The sequence below is a fragment of the Agrococcus sp. Marseille-P2731 genome (assembly GCF_900117395.1).
In the GTDB taxonomy this organism is placed as follows: domain Bacteria; phylum Actinomycetota; class Actinomycetes; order Actinomycetales; family Microbacteriaceae; genus Agrococcus.
Genome location: NZ_FPEG01000001.1, coordinates 1 through 15,594 on the forward strand (window position 1 = coordinate 1; position 15,594 = coordinate 15,594).

18 protein-coding genes are annotated in these 15,594 nt (G+C 72.2%); 8 read left to right on the forward strand and 10 right to left on the reverse strand.

All coding sequences use genetic code 11. From position 1 onward, the window contains the following. Positions 1–144: 144 nt before the first annotated feature. Positions 145–1,311, reverse strand: a complete 1,167-nt coding sequence (gene ispD / locus BQ6202_RS00005; RefSeq protein WP_072312646.1) for a 2-C-methyl-D-erythritol 4-phosphate cytidylyltransferase — start codon at positions 1,309–1,311, stop codon at positions 145–147. A gap of 91 nt (positions 1,312–1,402) precedes the next feature. On the opposite strand from ispD, the gene BQ6202_RS00010 reads away from it, so the two are divergent. Next, complete coding sequence (locus BQ6202_RS00010; protein WP_072312647.1) at positions 1,403–1,891, forward strand: DUF1648 domain-containing protein; 489 nt, start codon at positions 1,403–1,405, stop codon at positions 1,889–1,891. Positions 1,892–1,989: 98 nt separating this feature from the next. Here BQ6202_RS00010 and BQ6202_RS00015 read toward each other — a convergent pair whose 3' ends face one another. After that, positions 1,990–2,478 carry a CarD family transcriptional regulator gene (locus BQ6202_RS00015; RefSeq protein WP_072312648.1) on the reverse strand — a complete coding sequence of 163 codons (489 nt, stop codon included), beginning with the start codon at positions 2,476–2,478 and terminating at the stop codon, positions 1,990–1,992. Between the two features lie 196 nt (positions 2,479–2,674). Between BQ6202_RS00015 and BQ6202_RS00020 the strand changes: the two genes are divergently transcribed. Beyond that, positions 2,675–3,136 carry a hypothetical protein gene (locus BQ6202_RS00020; RefSeq protein WP_072312649.1) on the forward strand — a complete coding sequence of 154 codons (462 nt, stop codon included), beginning with the start codon at positions 2,675–2,677 and terminating at the stop codon, positions 3,134–3,136. Between the two features lie 7 nt (positions 3,137–3,143). On the opposite strand, the gene BQ6202_RS00025 is transcribed toward BQ6202_RS00020, so the two are convergent. After that, entirely contained in the window at positions 3,144–3,830 is a 687-nt protein-coding gene (locus BQ6202_RS00025; RefSeq protein WP_072312650.1) for a response regulator transcription factor, read from the reverse strand. Continuing rightward, on the reverse strand, positions 3,827–4,975 hold the full coding sequence (locus BQ6202_RS00030) for a sensor histidine kinase (RefSeq protein ID WP_072312651.1): 1,149 nt from the start codon (positions 4,973–4,975) through the stop codon (positions 3,827–3,829). The genes BQ6202_RS00025 and BQ6202_RS00030 overlap by 4 nt, the downstream gene beginning before the upstream one ends. 165 nt (positions 4,976–5,140) lie before the next feature. Between BQ6202_RS00030 and phoU the strand changes: the two genes are divergently transcribed. Continuing rightward, positions 5,141–5,836: a phosphate signaling complex protein PhoU gene (phoU, locus tag BQ6202_RS00035; RefSeq protein ID WP_072312652.1), complete on the forward strand. Its 696-nt coding sequence runs from the start codon at positions 5,141–5,143 to the stop codon at positions 5,834–5,836. Positions 5,837–5,911: 75 nt separating this feature from the next. Here phoU and BQ6202_RS00040 read toward each other — a convergent pair whose 3' ends face one another. Then, positions 5,912–6,658 carry a phosphoglyceromutase gene (locus tag BQ6202_RS00040; RefSeq protein WP_072312653.1) on the reverse strand — a complete coding sequence of 249 codons (747 nt, stop codon included), beginning with the start codon at positions 6,656–6,658 and terminating at the stop codon, positions 5,912–5,914. Positions 6,659–6,691: 33 nt separating this feature from the next. Between BQ6202_RS00040 and BQ6202_RS00045 the strand changes: the two genes are divergently transcribed. After that, entirely contained in the window at positions 6,692–7,585 is an 894-nt protein-coding gene (locus BQ6202_RS00045) for an SAM-dependent methyltransferase (protein WP_072312654.1), read from the forward strand. 179 nt (positions 7,586–7,764) lie between these two features. Here BQ6202_RS00045 and BQ6202_RS00050 read toward each other — a convergent pair whose 3' ends face one another. From BQ6202_RS00050 to BQ6202_RS00065, 5 genes are all read right to left on the reverse strand, one after another. Next, positions 7,765–8,079, reverse strand: coding sequence for a GIY-YIG nuclease family protein (locus BQ6202_RS00050; protein WP_072312655.1), 315 nt, complete (start codon positions 8,077–8,079; stop codon positions 7,765–7,767). A 386-nt stretch (positions 8,080–8,465) separates the two neighbouring features. Then, on the reverse strand, positions 8,466–9,524 hold the full coding sequence (ygfZ, locus tag BQ6202_RS00055) for a CAF17-like 4Fe-4S cluster assembly/insertion protein YgfZ (protein ID WP_072312656.1): 1,059 nt from the start codon (positions 9,522–9,524) through the stop codon (positions 8,466–8,468). After that, complete coding sequence (locus tag BQ6202_RS00060; protein WP_072312657.1) at positions 9,521–10,138, reverse strand: heme-binding beta-barrel domain-containing protein; 618 nt, start codon at positions 10,136–10,138, stop codon at positions 9,521–9,523. The genes ygfZ and BQ6202_RS00060 overlap by 4 nt, the downstream gene beginning before the upstream one ends. 3 nt (positions 10,139–10,141) lie before the next feature. Continuing rightward, positions 10,142–10,264: a hypothetical protein gene (locus tag BQ6202_RS15185; RefSeq protein ID WP_268753731.1), complete on the reverse strand. Its 123-nt coding sequence runs from the start codon at positions 10,262–10,264 to the stop codon at positions 10,142–10,144. A gap of 60 nt (positions 10,265–10,324) precedes the next feature. Next, positions 10,325–10,645, reverse strand: coding sequence for a hypothetical protein (locus BQ6202_RS00065; protein WP_083586761.1), 321 nt, complete (start codon positions 10,643–10,645; stop codon positions 10,325–10,327). A 139-nt stretch (positions 10,646–10,784) separates the two neighbouring features. Between BQ6202_RS00065 and BQ6202_RS00070 the strand changes: the two genes are divergently transcribed. The 4 genes from BQ6202_RS00070 to BQ6202_RS00085 are packed head-to-tail and all read left to right on the forward strand — an operon-like array spanning position 10,785 to position 15,567. Next, on the forward strand, positions 10,785–11,429 hold the full coding sequence (locus BQ6202_RS00070) for a response regulator transcription factor (protein ID WP_072312658.1): 645 nt from the start codon (positions 10,785–10,787) through the stop codon (positions 11,427–11,429). Further along, entirely contained in the window at positions 11,429–12,283 is an 855-nt protein-coding gene (gene mshD, locus BQ6202_RS00075) for a mycothiol synthase (protein ID WP_072312659.1), read from the forward strand. Before BQ6202_RS00070 ends, mshD begins: the two co-directional genes overlap by 1 nt. Positions 12,284–12,322: 39 nt before the next feature. Next, positions 12,323–14,611 (forward strand): RNA degradosome polyphosphate kinase, encoded by a 2,289-nt coding sequence (locus tag BQ6202_RS00080; RefSeq protein WP_268753732.1) that lies wholly within the window; start codon positions 12,323–12,325, stop codon positions 14,609–14,611. After that, a complete protein-coding gene (locus tag BQ6202_RS00085; RefSeq protein WP_072312660.1) occupies positions 14,608–15,567 on the forward strand; it encodes an NUDIX hydrolase in 960 nt (319 codons plus the stop codon). The genes BQ6202_RS00080 and BQ6202_RS00085 overlap by 4 nt, the downstream gene beginning before the upstream one ends. Positions 15,568–15,594: the final 27 nt, after the last annotated feature.

A 15,594-nucleotide genomic window follows, 5' to 3' on the forward strand; every position in this document is an offset into this window, starting at 1 on the left:
ATGGGCCCGCGGTGGGCGTTCGTGGGCTCCTGGGGCATCACCGGCGGATACATCGCCATCGTCGCCTTCGAGGCCGTCGCGCTGCCGCGCACGATCGCCTACATCGTGCCCGAGATCAACCAGATCCGCGGGAGCGGGAGAGCGCTAGTGCGCGCGGCGGATGAGCGCCGTCGCGACCGCCTGCACGCCCTCGCCACGGCCGATCGCGCCGAGCCCGTCGGTCGTGGTGCCGGAGACGCTCACGGGCGCGCCGACCATCGCCGACAGCGCCGTCTGCGCCTCGTCGCGGCGGGTGCCGATGCGGGGCCGGTTGCCGAGCACCTGCACCGAGACGTTCACCGGGGTCCAGCCGTGCTCGGCCAGCAGCTCGAGCGCCGCCCGCACGAAGACCGATCCTGCCGCGCCGGCGTGCTGCGGGTCGTCGACGCCGACGAGCCCTCCGATGTCACCGAGCCCGGCGGCGCCGAGCAGCGCGTCGACGATCGCGTGGCAGACGGCATCCCCGTCGGAGTGCCCGGCGAGCCCCTGGCCCTCCCACTCGAGCCCCGCGAGGCGCAGCGGCGCGTCGCCGCCGAAGCCGTGCACGTCGACCCCGACGCCGGTCCTGATGTCCATCGCTGCCCCCTTCGCCGATCCCCGCTCGCCCAGCAGCGATGCCGCTCGATCCGCGTCGGCCGCGGTCGTGATCTTGAACGCGAGCTCGTCGCCCGCCACCGGCACGACCTGCTCGCCGAGGGCCTGCACGAGCTGCGCGTCGTCGGTCGACGCGCCCCGCGCATCCGCCGCCGCCTCGTAGGCGCGTCGCAGCACCGCCGCCTCGAAGCCCTGCGGCGTCTGCATCGCGCGCAGCACCGAGCGGTCGACGATCGCGCCGAGCCCCGCGTCGCTCGCCTCGCGGATCGTGTCGACGACCGGAAGCACGGGCACGACCGCGAGCGCGCCCTCGCGCAGCGCCGCGCGCACGCGCTCGACCTGCGCAGGCGGCGTCAGGGCGCGCGCGGCGTCGTGCACGAGCACCCAGCGCGCGTCGCCCGCCGCAGCGAGGCCGGCGGCGACCGAGTCGGCTCGGGTCGCTCCCCCGGCGACCACTGCGGCGCCGACTCCGGCGCGCGCGGCGATCGCCGACGCATCCGCCTCGAACCCGACCGGCACGACCACGACGACGGATGCGGTGGACCCGGATGCGGCGAGCCCACGCAGCGCGTGCTCGAGGATCGTCGCGCCCGCGAGCTCGGCGAAGGCCTTCGGCACGCCACGGCCGAGCCGGGTGCCGCTGCCCGCGGCGACGACGATGATGGCGGTGTCGGTCACAGCGACAGCCTAGGTGGACGGCCGCGAGCGCGAGGCGACGGCGGTGCGGAGGCGCGCGCAGCTCGAGAGGCGGCCTCTAGGCTCGAGGGCGATGACCCGAGCAGCTCGCCCCGCCCGCACCTATGCCACGGGTGCGCTCACGCGGGTGACGCGCGGCATCGCACTGCTCGGCAGCGCCGCGACCGCCGCGTGGCTCGTGCTGCAGTACCCCTCGCTGCCCGACGTCATCCCGACGCACTTCGGCCCGGGCGGCGAGCCCGACGCCTGGGGCAGCAAGGCGAGCGTGCTGTGGCTCGCGGGCGTGGCGCTCGCGCTGGCTGCGCTCGTCGGCTGGATCTCGACGCGTCCGCGGTCGTTCAACTTCCCGGTGCCCGTCACAGAGCAGAACGCGCAGCGCCTCTACCGCGAGGGCGAGCGCACGCTGGTGTGGCTGCTGGCCGCGCTGACGCTCGTGTTTGCCGGCCTCGCGCTCATGGTGACCGGCGCCGGCGGTGTGGCACTGCTCGTCGTGGGGCTCGCCGGCACGATGGCGAGCACGCTCGTCGGCCTCGTGCGCCTGATGATCGTCACCGGCAGGTAGCGCAGGCACGCAGAGAGGCACCCGCCCTTGGGGAGCGGGTGCCTCAGCCCTGCACCGGATCGCTGCGGCAGCTCGCGCTGCGCGACGACCGGAGTGCGTCAGACTGCGGGCGCGAGCGCCTCGTCGAGGCGCGCGGCTGCGGCATCCTCATCGGTCTTCTCAGCGAGCGCGAGCTCCGAGACCAGGATCTGGCGCGCCTTCGCGAGCATGCGCTTCTCACCGGCCGAGAGGCCGCGGTCCTGATCGCGGCGGCTCAGGTCGCGCACGACCTCGCTCACCTTGATGACGTCGCCGGAAGCGAGCTTCTCGACGTTCGCCTTGTAGCGGCGCGCCCAGTTGGTGGGCTCCTCGGTGAAGTCTGCGCGCAGCACCTCGAAGACCCGGTCGAGGCCCTCCTCGCCGATCACATCGCGCACGCCCACCATGTCGACGTTGGCAGCGGGGACCTCGATCGTGAGGCCGCCCTGTGCGACGTTGAGCTTGAGGTAGGTCATCTCGACGCCCTTGACCTTGCGCACCTTGACCTCGGTGATCGTCGCAGCGCCGTGGTGGGGGTAGACGACTGTCTCTCCGACCTCAAAGTTCATCGAATGCTCCTCGTCATAGCCAGAACCTTGATTTTATCACAGCGTGTCGCTCGCCAGCGCCCGCCGACCGTGGTTGAATCACGCCCTTCTCGCGCCGGGCTGCGCCCCTTCGCGAGCGCGAAGCGGCCCGTACTAGACTCATCCAGACGGCGCCACCCGCACCTGATCGGCGTTCGTCACTGTCGAAAGGGTCCCCGTGCAGCCTCGCATCGCCGCCGCAGCAGCCGCAGCCGTCGTCGTCGCCTTCGCAGCGACCGGCTGCAACCTCCTCACGCCGCAGGCGACGACGATCGACTACGACCCGTCCGACGGCGTCTCGGGCCTGACGGGCACGGTCGAGATCCACAACGCGATGCTCATCGGCGAGCCCGGCGGCGACGCGCTGAGCCTCTCCACCACGTTCACGAACGCCGGCGAGGCGACCTTCGTCGAGGTGCGCTTCGAGGATGCGGTCGAGCAGGTGCGCGTCGCGGAGGGCGTCACGACCTACGGCTTCCCCGAGCAGCAGCTGGTGCTGCCCGCGCCGAGCGAGCTGACCTTCGGATCGCTCCACAACGTCTCGTTCACGGCTGACGGCGCCGAGCCGGTCGGCCTCGAGGTGCCGTCGATCTCGACCGAGGTCGTCGGCTACGAGACGCTCGCGCCCGTCGCCGAGTAGCAGCGGCTCAGCGCTCGAAGCGATACCCCAGCCCGCGCAGCGTCACGACGCGCGTCGGGTTCGAGGGGTCCTCCTCGATCTTCGCCCGCAGGCGCTTGACGTGCACGTCGAGCGTCTTCGTGTCGCCGAAGTAGTCGCTGCCCCACACCCGGTCGATCAGCTGCCCGCGCGTCAGCACGCGGCCGGCGTTGCGCATCAGGTACTCGAGCAGCTCGAACTCGCGCAGCGGCATCGCGACCTCCTCGCCGTCGACGTGCACGGTGTGGCTGTCGGCATCGAGCCGCACGCGGCCGATCTCGACCACGGAGTCGTCCTCGCCCTCCTCGTCGACCGCGCGGCGGCGCAGCACGGCGCGGATGCGCGCGATGAGCTCGCGGGTCGAGTAGGGCTTGGTCACGTAGTCGTCGGCGCCGAGCTCGAGCCCCACGATCGTGTCGACCTCGCTGTCCTTCGCGGTCACCATGATGATCGGCACCTGCGAGGTCTGGCGGATGTGCCGGCACACCTCGGTGCCGCTGCGACCGGGGAGCATGAGGTCGAGCAGCACCAGGTCGGCGCCCTGCTGCTCGAACATCTGCACCGCCGCGTTGCCGTCGGGCGCGTGGGCCGTCTCGTAGCCCTCGCGCTCGAGCAGGTAGGCCAGCGGCTCGGCGAGCGCCGTCTCGTCCTCGACGATCAGGATGCGCGTCGTCATGCAGTCTCCTTGTGGACAGGGGCGTGCGCGGCGGGGAGCCGCAGGGTGAAGGTCGAGCCCTGAGCAGGGCGCGACCAGAGCGTGACCTCGCCGCCGTGACTGACGGCGACGTGCTTCACGATACTGAGGCCGAGGCCGGTGCCGCCCGTCACGCGGCTGCGCGCTGGGTCGATCCGGTAGAAGCGCTCGAAGACGCGCTCCTGCTCCTCCGCCGCGATGCCGACGCCCTTGTCGGTCACGGCGATCTCGATGACGTCGTCGACGACGCGCACACCGACGCCCACGTGCGTGGCCTCCGGCGAGTACTGGACGGCGTTCGAGATGAGGTTCTGCACGGCCATCGTGACGAGCTCCTCCGAGCCGATCACCTCGGCCTCGTCGAGCACTCGGGGCATGATGCGGATGCGTTTGGCGTCGGCGAGCACGTGGTTGCGATCCACCGCCACGTCGACGATGCGCGAGATCGGGAAGCGCTCGGCCTCCTCGAGCGGGTCGTCGGCCTGGATGCGCGAGAGGTCGATGAGCTCCTTGGTCATGCGGCCGAGCCGGTCGGCCTCGACCTGCATGCGCTGCGAGAACGCCCGCACCCGCTCCGGATCCTCTGCTGCCGCCTCGATCGCCTCTGCGAGCAGCGCGAGCGCACCGATCGGGGTCTTCAGCTCGTGGCTGATGTTGGCGACGAAGTCCCGCCGCACCCCCGCGAGCCGCAGCTCTTCCGTGCGGTCGGCGACGAGCACGAGCATGAAGCGGTTGCCGAGCGGCGCGACGCGCGTGCGCAGCTGCATCTCGGTGCCGATCCCGATGCGGCCACGACGGTAGGTGAGGTCGAGCACCTCCGACTCCCCGGTGCGCCAGACGCGTCGCACCGCATCCGCCATCTCTCGCATGCGCAGCTCGCGGCCGTCGACGAGGTCGAGGGCGTCAGCGCCCGGCGACGACAGGATCACCTGGTTGGAGCCGTCGAGGACGATGCCCGCCGATTCGAGCACGTTGACCATCGCGACGATGCCGTCGGGGATCGGCTCGCTCGCGATCGCCATCACCTGGCGCCCTCGCTGCGCGGCGAGCCCCAGCAGATGCACGGAGCCGGCACCGAACGCGAAGCCGAGCAGGAGTGCGAGCAGCACGTACCAGGACGCATCCACCTGTCGATCGTATCCGGGCGGCGCGGCGCGAACCTCCCATCCGCACTGCCGCCCCCACAGGTTCAGGCGATGGACACTCGGCGGTAACCTGAGCGGGGAAGACTCGGAGTTCGACTCGTGCCCGGTCCCCCCGATGCAGCGAGGCACACCACAAGGAGCAGAAGCATGCGCGACGTATTCCAGCAGGAGCTCGCCGAGGTGCAGAACCGCCTCGTCGACATCGCCAACCACGTCGTGGTGTCGATCGAATCCGCCGTGCGCGCGTTCGGCGACTCGAACGTGCAGCTCGCCGAGCAGGTCATCGCGACCGACCCGGTGATCGACGACAAGGCCTCGTCCCTCGACGAGCTCGCGATCGACATCATCGCCCGCCAGTCGCCCGTCGCGCGCGACCTGCGCATCGTCGTCTCGGCGCTGCGCATCTCGGCCTCGCTCGAGCGCATGGGCGACCTCGCCCGCCACATCGCGATGCTCGCGCGCTACCGCTTCCCGATGCAGGTGGTTCCCGAGTCGCTGCAGCCGACCTTCGCCGAGATGGGCGCGCGCGACATCGAGATCGCCAAGATGCTGCGCGACCTGCTGGAGACGCAGGACCTCACGCTGGCCGAGCGCCTGCAGGACGCCGACGAGGTCGTCGACCAGCTGCACCGCGACGTCTTCGCGCACGTGCTCGGCACCGAGTGGGAGGGCGCGGCGCACACGACCGTCGACGCGACGCTCGCCAGCCGCTACCACGAGCGCTTCGCCGACCACGCGGTCGGCATCGCCAAGAAGGTGCAGTACCTCGCGACCGGCGACTGGGTCGGCGACGAGGATGCGCGGGCCGAGCTGGCATCGGAGCCGGTGCAGCCCGCCTCGTGACCTGACGGTCGCACGACCGACGACGAGGGCCCCGCAGCGCTGCGCTGCGGGGCCCTCGTCGTCGGTGCGAGCGGCTCAGTGCTTGCCCTGGTTCGCCACGGCGGCGGCGCCGGCTGCGGCGGCCTCGGGGTCGAGGTACTCCCCCGGGCCGAGCGGCATGTTGTCGTCGCCCAGCTTGTAGACGAGCGGGATGCCCGTGGGGATGTTGAGCGCGGCGATGTCGTCGTCGGAGATGCCGTCGAGGTGCTTGACGAGCGCGCGCAGCGAGTTGCCGTGCGCGGTGACGAGCACGGTCTTGCCGGCGTCGAGGTCCTCGGTGATCGTCGACTCCCAGTAGGGCAGGAAGCGGTCGATGACGTCCTTCAGGCACTCGGTCTTCGGCACCTCGCCGTCGATGTCGGCGTAGCGCGGATCGTCGGCCTGCGAGTACTCGTTGTCGTCGCTGATGGGCGGCGGGGGCGTGTCGAACGAGCGGCGCCAGATCATGAAGCGCTCCTCGCCGTACTGCTCGAGGGTCTCTGCCTTGTCCTTGCCCTGCAGGTCGCCGTAGTGCCGCTCGTTGAGGCGCCACGAGCGGTGCACCGGGATCCACGAGCGCTCGGCCGCGTCGAGCGCGATGTTGGCGGTCTGGATCGCCCGCGCGAGCAGCGAGGTGTAGAGCACGTCGGGCAGCAGGTCGCGCTCGCGCAGCAGCTCGCCGCCGCGCTTCGCCTCCTCTTGGCCCTTCTGGGTGAGACGGACGTCGACCCAACCGGTGAAGAGGTTCTTCTCGTTCCAGTCGGACTGGCCGTGGCGGAGCAGGATGAGGGTGCGCTCGGTCATGCGGCCAGCATAGTCAGCGCGCGTGGCGGGAGAATGGATGCCGTGGGCAGGGCTGGGAGCGCAGGAGCGAGTGTCGCGGGCACGCCGCAGGGGCGCATCACGCGCGGCACGACCGGCGTGAACCGGCTGCGGCGCGTCGACCGCTGGATCGCCGCGCACGCTGCGGCGCGCGTGCCCGGCTGCCTCGTGGTCGACCTCGGCTACGGCGCGAGCGCGACGACGAGCCTCGAGCTGCACGAGCGGCTCTCGCGCGCGAACCCCGCGGTGGAGGTGCTCGGGCTCGAGATCGATCCGGCGCGGGTCGCGCTCGCGACGGCCCAGCTCGCCGAGGCGCGCCTGGCCGGGCCGACGCGCTATGGGCGCGCCATCGCATCCGACGCCCGTGTCTCGTTCGCGCTGGGCGGCTTCGAGGTGCCGGCGCCGCGGCGGCCGCAGGTGATCAGGGCGATGAACGTGCTGCGGCAGTACGACGAGCACGAGGTCGCGGGGCACTGGGCGACGATGCTCGGGCGGCTCGGGCCCGGAGGTCTGCTCGTGGAGGGCACGTCCAACGAGGTGGGGCGCGTGTGCTCGTGGGTGGCGCTCGACGCCGAGGGGCCTCGGTCGCTGACGATCGCGCTGAAGGTCGACGAGCTGGGCAGCGACGCGATGGAGGCGCCGTCGGTCGTGCGCGAGCGGCTCCCGAAGGCGCTGATCCACCGCAACGTGCCGGGCGAGCGCATCCACGAGCTGCTCGCGGAGCTCGACAGGGCGTGGGCGATCGAGGCGCCGCTGGCCGACTTCGGCGCGGTGCAGCGCTGGGTGGCGACGGCGGGGCGGATGCGCGCGGCGGGCTGGCCGGTCACCGGAGGCCCCGCGCGCTGGCGGCTGGGCGAGCTGACGGTCGCGTGGTCGGCGGTCGCGCCCGCGCCCAGTCCCGCAGGTTGAGGAGGCCGCGGGCCGCAGGCCCCCGCAGCACCCCGCAGGTTGAGGAGGCCGCGGGCCGCAGGCCCCCGCAGGTTGAGGAGGCCGCGGGCCGCAGGCCCGCAGCCGTCACGAAACCGGAGCGCACCCCTCACGAGTTCGGCCTCATGACACGTGCGGGCTCCGCCCGCGCGCTCCTCGACCTACGTCACCCCGGGAGGCAGAGCGCGTTCCTCCCGCGCCCGCGCCCGCGACCCCGAGCCCGGGAGCGCATCCGCTCGCCCATCGATGAGCATCTGCCGCTTCCTGCGGCTCCAGCCCTGCACCTGCTTCTCTGCGGCGTACGCCTCGTCGATCCGGTCGAACCATGCGGCATAGACGAGCTCGACCGGCCGTCGTCGCTTCGTGTACTTCGCACCGGTCCCGGCGTTGTGCTCAGCGAGCCTGCGCTCGGCGTTCCAGGTGCTGCCGACGTAGAACGAGTCGTCAGCGCAGCGGAGGATGTACATGTAGGGCATGAGCGGAGGAAAGCGGATGCTCGGGGGCGCGCGCTCGTCGGGAGGGCGCGCTGTGGATGGGCGTCGTGCGGGCGCGGTCGGTCTCGTGACGCGTGCGGCTGCGCCGCGCGCTCCTCGACCTACGGAGAGCCCCGCAGGTTGAGGAGGCCGCGCGCCGCAGGCACGCAGCCGTCACGAAACCGGAAGCCTGCCGCTCCGGGTCCGGTCTCGTGACGCGTGCGGCTGCGCCGCGCGCTCCTCGACCTACAGAGAGCCCCGCAGGTTGAGGAGGCCGCGCGCCGCAGGCACGCAGCCGTCACGAAACCGGAGGGGTACCGCTCCGGGTTCGGTCTCGTGACGCGTGCGGCTGCGCCGCGCGCTCCTCGACCTACGGGGTGGGCGTCGGACTACGGGGTGGGCGCCGGGCGCTTGACGGCGCCGAGGCGCGGCAGGCGCGGAGGGCGGTTGACGTGCCCGGCAGACGGCGGCACCAGCAGCTGCTGCGCCGCCGCGACCGCGATCCCGTCAGCCGCGGTGACCACCAGGTCGCCATCGGCCGGCGCCGAGCGCTTCACGACCGCGAGGGCGATGGGGCCCAGCTCGTGGTGCACGGCCGAGGACGTCACCTGCCCGACCGCCTGGTCGCCCGCCAGCACCTGGTCACCGGCGGCGACCTGGCCGTTCTCGCTGCCGTCGAGGTGCAGCAGCACGATGCGACGGGGCGGTGCGCCGAGGTTGTGCACCTTCGCGACCGTCTCCTGCCCGCGGTAGCAGCCCTTCGAGAGGTGCACCGCGGTCGTCAGCCAGTCGAGCTCATGCGGGATCGTGCGGTCGTCGACCTCGGCGAGCGAGGGCCGCCCGGCCGCGATGCGCAGCGCATCCGCCGCCAGGCTGCCGACGAAGCGGTCGGGCGCGATCGCCGCCGCCTGGTCGGGGGTGAGGATGGCCTCGGACCACGCCCAGGGCTCGCCCGTCGGCTCGCCGTAGCGGGCGCCGCCCGGCGATACCTCCGGCCAGCCGTCGACCCAGGTCGGCGCGAGCGGGGCGACGCCCGCGGTGCCCACGACGACCACCTCCGGCCGCTCGATCTCGACCTGCTTGTAGAAGCGCATCCGCGTCAGCCACGTCTCGAGCGCGTCGCCCGTGCCCGCGTCGACGAGCACCCAGAGCGCGTCGCCCTCGCGCAGCAGGCGCAGCACGTGCTCGATGCGGCCCACCGGGGACAGCACGAGCGTCTCGGTGGAGGCGCCGTCGTCGAGCTGCTCGACGGCCTGGCTCGTGATCGAGTCGAGCCACGGCAGCGTGTCGGGCCCGCTCAGCCGCAGCACGTCGCGCGGCAGCAGCACGAGCCCACCGGCAAGCAGGCGGCGCTGCTCGGCGACGGGGTTGCCGACGTGCAGCGGCAGCCCGGAGGCTTCGTCGAGCACGGCGTCGGGGATGCGGGAGGCCAGCTCGGGCGCGGTCACGTCGCGCTCGCCTCGCTGCGCGTCTGGCGCCCGAGGCGCGCCGAGGCATGGCTCTCGAGCCCGCGGCCGAGGGCTGCGAGATCCCACGCCCACAGCAGGTGGTTCTCGACCAGGCCGTACATGCGGGTGGAGGCACTGTGATCCTTGGCGCCCGCGCCGCGCAGGACTGCGTCGGTCGCGAGGTCGATCCGCGGGCCGTCGATCGTGCCGAGGTAGAGCTCTGCGACTCCGGTCGGATGCGAGATGAGCGCCTGCAAGTCGAAGGCACCATCGGGGCGGCGCAGCCCCTCGACCGCATCGGCGTCGCCGAACGCGGGCGCGCCCTGCGCCGGCAGCATGCCCGGCCCCGCGTCTGCCTCGTGCGAGGGGCGCGCGAGGCGCCAGAAGCCGCTCTCGGCAGCCAGCGGTGTCAGCTCGTCGTCGAGCTGCCACGCGTAGGCCTGGTAGCTGAGGTAGGGGTGCCCGTGGTGCTCGAACGAGATGCGCTGGCCGAACTCGCGCTCGACGGTGCTCTCGCCGTCGGGGAAGGAGAGGACGCCGGTGCCCTCCCACGTGCCGATCAGCCACTGGAGCGGCCCCAGCTCGGCCGGGAGCGTCGGGTCGAGCTCGAGCATCGCTTAGCGCTGACCCCGGAAGAGGTTGCGGATGACGACGAACGAGGTGCCCAGGATCGCGAGCATCGCGAGGCCCAGCAGACCGGTGAAGAAGATCTCGAGTGCGACGACGGGGATGGCATCCATGGCTCGATCCTACCGCCTCGCGCACGCCACCGCCCGGGGACGAGCGGCAGGTCGGGGGCCTCAGAGCACGGTGAGCGGCACGAGGATCGCGCTCGCCACCGCGAGCACCACCACCGAGCCGAAGATCGCCGACGCCAGCCGCCCCACGAGACCCGGGACCGTCGGCCCACCGAGCTGGATCCCGAAGGCGACCAGCGTGCAGGCGCCCAGCACGATCGGCAGCCAGACGATGCCGTCGCTCGGCTGCAGCACACCGACCACCGCGGCGCCGATCGCTGCCAGCAGCCAGACCGGCCACACGCTCGCCCACCGCCAGGACAGCGCGCCGCCAGCGACGCCCCGGGAAGGAGCGTCGCCGCTGACGGCGGCGTCGTCGCTCACGACCGACCTGCAGTGCTCATGGCCAACATCATGGCGCAGGTGCGGTGCGCGCGCCCTGGGGGTGTCGGATGCGCCGCCGCGCAGGCGGAGCGGTCGCGGCGGGTATCAGACCGGCTTAGGATCGAGATCGGGAGGTTGGATGGCGCACGTCGTGGTCTTCACCCGCCGAGCCGAGGACGTGCTGCCCAGCCTGGAGCTCCTCGAGCACCGCGTGAGCACACTGCCGGTCTCGGCGGAGGCTGCCGCGCGCGCTCCCGAGGGCGACCTGCTCGTCGTCGACGGCGCTGTCGAGCTCGCCGCGGCGAAGGCCCTGTGCCGCCTGCTCGAGCACGACCCCTCCCCCGTGCTGCTGGTGCTGAGCGACGGCGGCTTCGCCGCGGTCACCGCCGAGTGGTCGGTGGCCGACATCGTGCTCGACTCCGCCGGTCCCGCTGAGCTCGAGGCGCGCATCCGCCTCGCCCTCGCGAGCGCCGCGCGCAGCGCCGAGCCCGTCTCGACGAGCGGCCTCACGATCGACGAGGCGAGCTATCAGGCCAAGGTCGACGGCAAACCGATCGACCTGACGTACAAGGAGTTCGAGCTGCTGCGGTTCCTCTCCGCGCACCCGGCGCGGGTCTTCACGCGCGAGCAGCTGCTGAGCGAGGTGTGGGGCTACGACTACTTCGGCGGCACCCGCACGGTCGACGTGCACGTGCGGCGCCTGCGCGCCAAGCTCGGCGACCTCGAGCGGCTCATCGGCACGGTGCGCGGGGTCGGCTATCGCTTCGAGCGGGAGGACGACTGATGGAGGCTGCGCGCGCGATCGAACTCGCCGAGGCACTGGGCGCCGCGAGCCTCGCCGCTGACGGCGTGCCGCCCTTCAACGACCAGGCGCTCGTCGAGCTGCGGCGCGGCGCCCGGTGCGCGATCGGCGACGCCGAGGCCCTCGCTGTCGTCAGCGACGCCGAGCGCGAGGTCGAGCTCGCCGTGCACCCCGCGCACCGCCGCCGGGGTCTCGGCAGCGCCCTCGCGGCGCGCGTCACCGACGAGCTCGGCGAGCTCGAGGCCTGGGCGCACGGCGACCTGCCCGGCGCCCGCGCGATCGCCGAGCGGCTCGGCATGCGGCGGGTGCGCACGCTGCTGCAGCTGCGCGCGCCGGTGCCGCCCGCGGGCGAGAGAAGCGACCGCCTGCCCGATGGGACCCGCGCGTTCGAGCGGGCCGACGCATCCGCCCTGCTCGCCCTCAACGCCGCAGCCTTCGCCTCGCACCCCGAGCAGGGCCGCATGAGCGCCGACGACCTGGCATCGCGCTTGGCCGAGCCCTGGCACGACGACGCGAACCTCGTGGTCGCGCCGGGCGACCACGGCCTCGACGCCTTCACCTGGGTCAAGCCCGCGACCGGCGAGGGCGAGGGCGATGTCGCCGAGCTCTACGTGCTGGGCGTCTCGCCAGAGCGGCAGGGCGCGGGTCTCGGTCGGCGGATGCTCGAGGCCACCTTCGTGCGGATGCGCGCGGTCGGCGCGACCACGGCGCACCTCTACGTCGAGGGCGACAACGACGCGGCGCTCGCGCTCTATCGCCGAGCCGGCTTCGAGCAGTGGGCGATCGACGTGCGGTGGCAGCGTGCTGCGACGACGGGCAGCAGCGACGCGCGATGACGTCGCGCGCCGTTCACCCGCAGTTGACACAATGACGGCATGACCGACGGCACTGCGAGCGACGCTCGCGCGATGGACACCGGCTCGACCGACACCGGCTCGATCGAGGAGCTGCGCCCCGAGCGCACCGCCCGCACGCTCGAGCAGGAGCGCACCTTCCACGACGCCAACGAAGCCGACTTCGACGGCGACGACTTCGACGAGGAGATCGCCTGGTCTGCAGAGATGCAGGGCGTCGAGACCGAGGACGGCCTGCCCGCCGACCGGTTCCTCGACCGCGAGCTCTCCTGGCTCGAGTTCAACCAGCGAGTGCTCGAGATGGCGGAGGACCCCGCGACGCCGCTGCTCGAGCGCGCAAACTTCCTCGCGATCTTCGCCTCGAACCTCGACGAGTTCTTCATGGTGCGCGTCGCCGGCCTCAAGCGCCGCATCGCCACCGGGCTCGCCGTGCCCACGAACGTCGGCATGGCGCCGCAGCAGCTGCTCGACGAGATCGTGCAGCGCGCGCACGACATGCAGCTGCGGCACGCCCACAGCACGCAGGACTCGTTCCTGCCGGCCCTGCACGAGGCAGGCATCACCGTCGTGCGCTGGGACGAGCTGAGCGACAGCGAGCGCGAGACCATGTCGCAGCGCTTCGACGACGACATCTTCCCCGTGCTGATGCCGCTCGCGGTCGACCCCGCGCATCCCTTCCCCTACATCTCCGGCCTGTCGCTGAACCTGGCGGTGCGCGTGCGGGTGCCCGGCGACGACGACGAGCAGTTCGCTCGGCTCAAGGTGCCGGCGGTGCTGCCGCGCTTCGTCGAGGTCGCGCGCAACGGCACGTCGCAGCGCTTCCTGCCCCTCGAGGACCTGATCTCGAACAACCTCGACGAGGTGTTCTCAGGGATGGAGATCGTCGAGCACCACGTCTTCCGCGTCACGCGCAACGAGGATGTGACGATCGACGAGGACGACACCGAGAACCTCATCAAGGCGCTCGAGCACGAGCTCTCGCGTCGCAAGTTCGGCCCGCCCATCCGGCTCGAGGTGTCGGAGGACATGGACGACGACACCCTCGAGCTGCTCGTCGACGAGCTCGGCATCACCGACAGCGAGGTCTACAAGCTGCCGGGGCTGCTGGACGCGACCGGTCTGTTCCAGGTCGCCGGCATCGACCGCCCTGACCTGCACTACACGAAGCGCGTGCCCGTCACCTCGCCTGCGTTCCTGCCGACCGACCAGGACGAGGAGACCGACTTCTTCCAGGCGATCACGCGCAAGGACGTGCTCGTCCACCACCCCTACGAGTCGTTCGCGACGAGCGTGCAGGCGCTGCTCGAGCAGGCCGCGGGCGACCCCGACGTGCTCGCCATCAAGCAGACGCTCTACCGCACCTCGGGCGACTCGCCCGTGGTCGCCGCGCTCATCCGCGCCGCTGCCGCCGGCAAGCAGGTGCTCGCCCTCGTCGAGGTGAAGGCGCGCTTCGACGAGCAGGCGAACATCCGCTGGGCGCGGCAGCTCGAGCGCGCCGGCGTGCACGTCGTCTACGGCATCGTGGGCCTGAAGACGCACTGCAAGCTGATGATGATCGTGCGGCGCGAGAACGGCAGGCTGCGCAACTACTGCCACATCGGCACCGGCAACTACAACCCCAAGACCAGTCGCATCTACGAGGACTTCGGCCTCTTCACCGACAACGACCAGGTCGGTCGCGACATCACGCGCCTGTTCAACGAGCTCTCCGGCTACGCCAAGGAGAAGTCGTTCCAGCGGCTGCTCGTCGCGCCCAGGCACCTGCGCAAGGGGCTGCTCAGCCGCATCGAGCGCGAGACGCAGGCCGCGCTCGCCGGCCGCCGCGCGCGCATCCGCCTGAAGGTGAACTCGATCGTCGACGAGCAGATCATCGACGCGCTGTACCGCGCGAGCCGCGCGGGCGTCGAGGTGCAGCTCTGGGTGCGCGGGATCTGCTCGATCAAGCCGGGCGTGCCGGGGCTGAGCGAGAACATCGTGCTGCGCTCGATCGTCGGGCGCTACCTCGAGCACTCGCGGGTCTTCGTCTTCTGGAACGACGGCGACGAGGAGGTCTTCATCGGCTCGGCCGACATGATGCACCGCAACCTCGACCGGCGCGTCGAGACGCTCATCCAGCTCACCTCCTCCGAGCACATGCGCGACATCCAGCAGCACTTCGACAAGGCGATGTCGGCGCAGACCGCGGGCTGGTGGGGCGAGCCCGACGGCACCTGGACGCGCCGCTTCGAGGCGGAGGACGGCACGCACCTCGACGACCTGCACCGCGACCGCATGATCCAGATCCAGCGCAGGAAGCGGTCGTCGCGATGAGCGCCGCGGCCCCCGTGCTCGCCGCCGGAGCACTGGTCTGGCGCCGCGTCGACGACGAGGTGCTCGTGCTGCTCGTGGAGCGCACGCAGCACCGCGACTTCTCGCTGCCGAAGGGCAAGCTCGACCCGGGCGAGACGCTGCCGGAGTGCGCCGTGCGCGAGATCGAGGAGGAGACGGGGCTTCGGATCGCGCTCGGCGCTCCCCTGCCGCAGAGCGAGTACCGGCTGCCCGACGGCCGCGACAAGGTCGTCTACTACTGGCAGTCGAAGGTCGACGAGGCCGAGGCCGCGGTCGCCGCGTCGCGCTTCGCGTCCAACGACGAGATCCTCGCGCTCGAGTGGCTGCCGATCGCGGAGGCCAAGCAGCGCTGCTCCTACCGCCACGACGTCGCCGTGATCGAGCGCTTCGAGGAGCGGCTCGCGGCCGGGCACGCCGAGACCTTCCCGATCATCGCGCTGCGGCACGCGAAGGCCACCAGCCCCTTCGACTGGGAGGGCACGGATGCGTCGCGCGCGCTGACGACGCGGGGCGAGCGGCAGGCGAAGCAGGCGGCGCCGGGCATCGCGGCCTTCGCGCCCGCGCGCATCCTCACCTCAGACGCGACGCGCTGCCTGCAGACCGTCGAGCCGCTGCGCCGCCTCACGGGCATCGAGCCGAAGGCGCGCGCCGAGATCAGCCAGGACGCGCACGAGCTCGACCACGGCAGCCTGCGCAGCGCGATCGAGCGCCGCGTCGCGAAGGCCGTGCGCAAGCGCCGCGGCACCGTGCTCTGCAGCCACGCGCCCGTCATCCCCGAGATCGTCACCGCGGTGGTGCATGCGGCGGATGCGCTGGAGTCGGAGCGCACGCACCGCGCGTCGATGCTGCACACGGCCGAGTTCACCGTCATGCACATCTCGGCGGGCGAGACGCCCGCGCTCGTGGGCCTCGAGACGCACGCACCGCGCGAGCCGTAGCCGCGCATCCGCCGCTGCCGGTGTCCT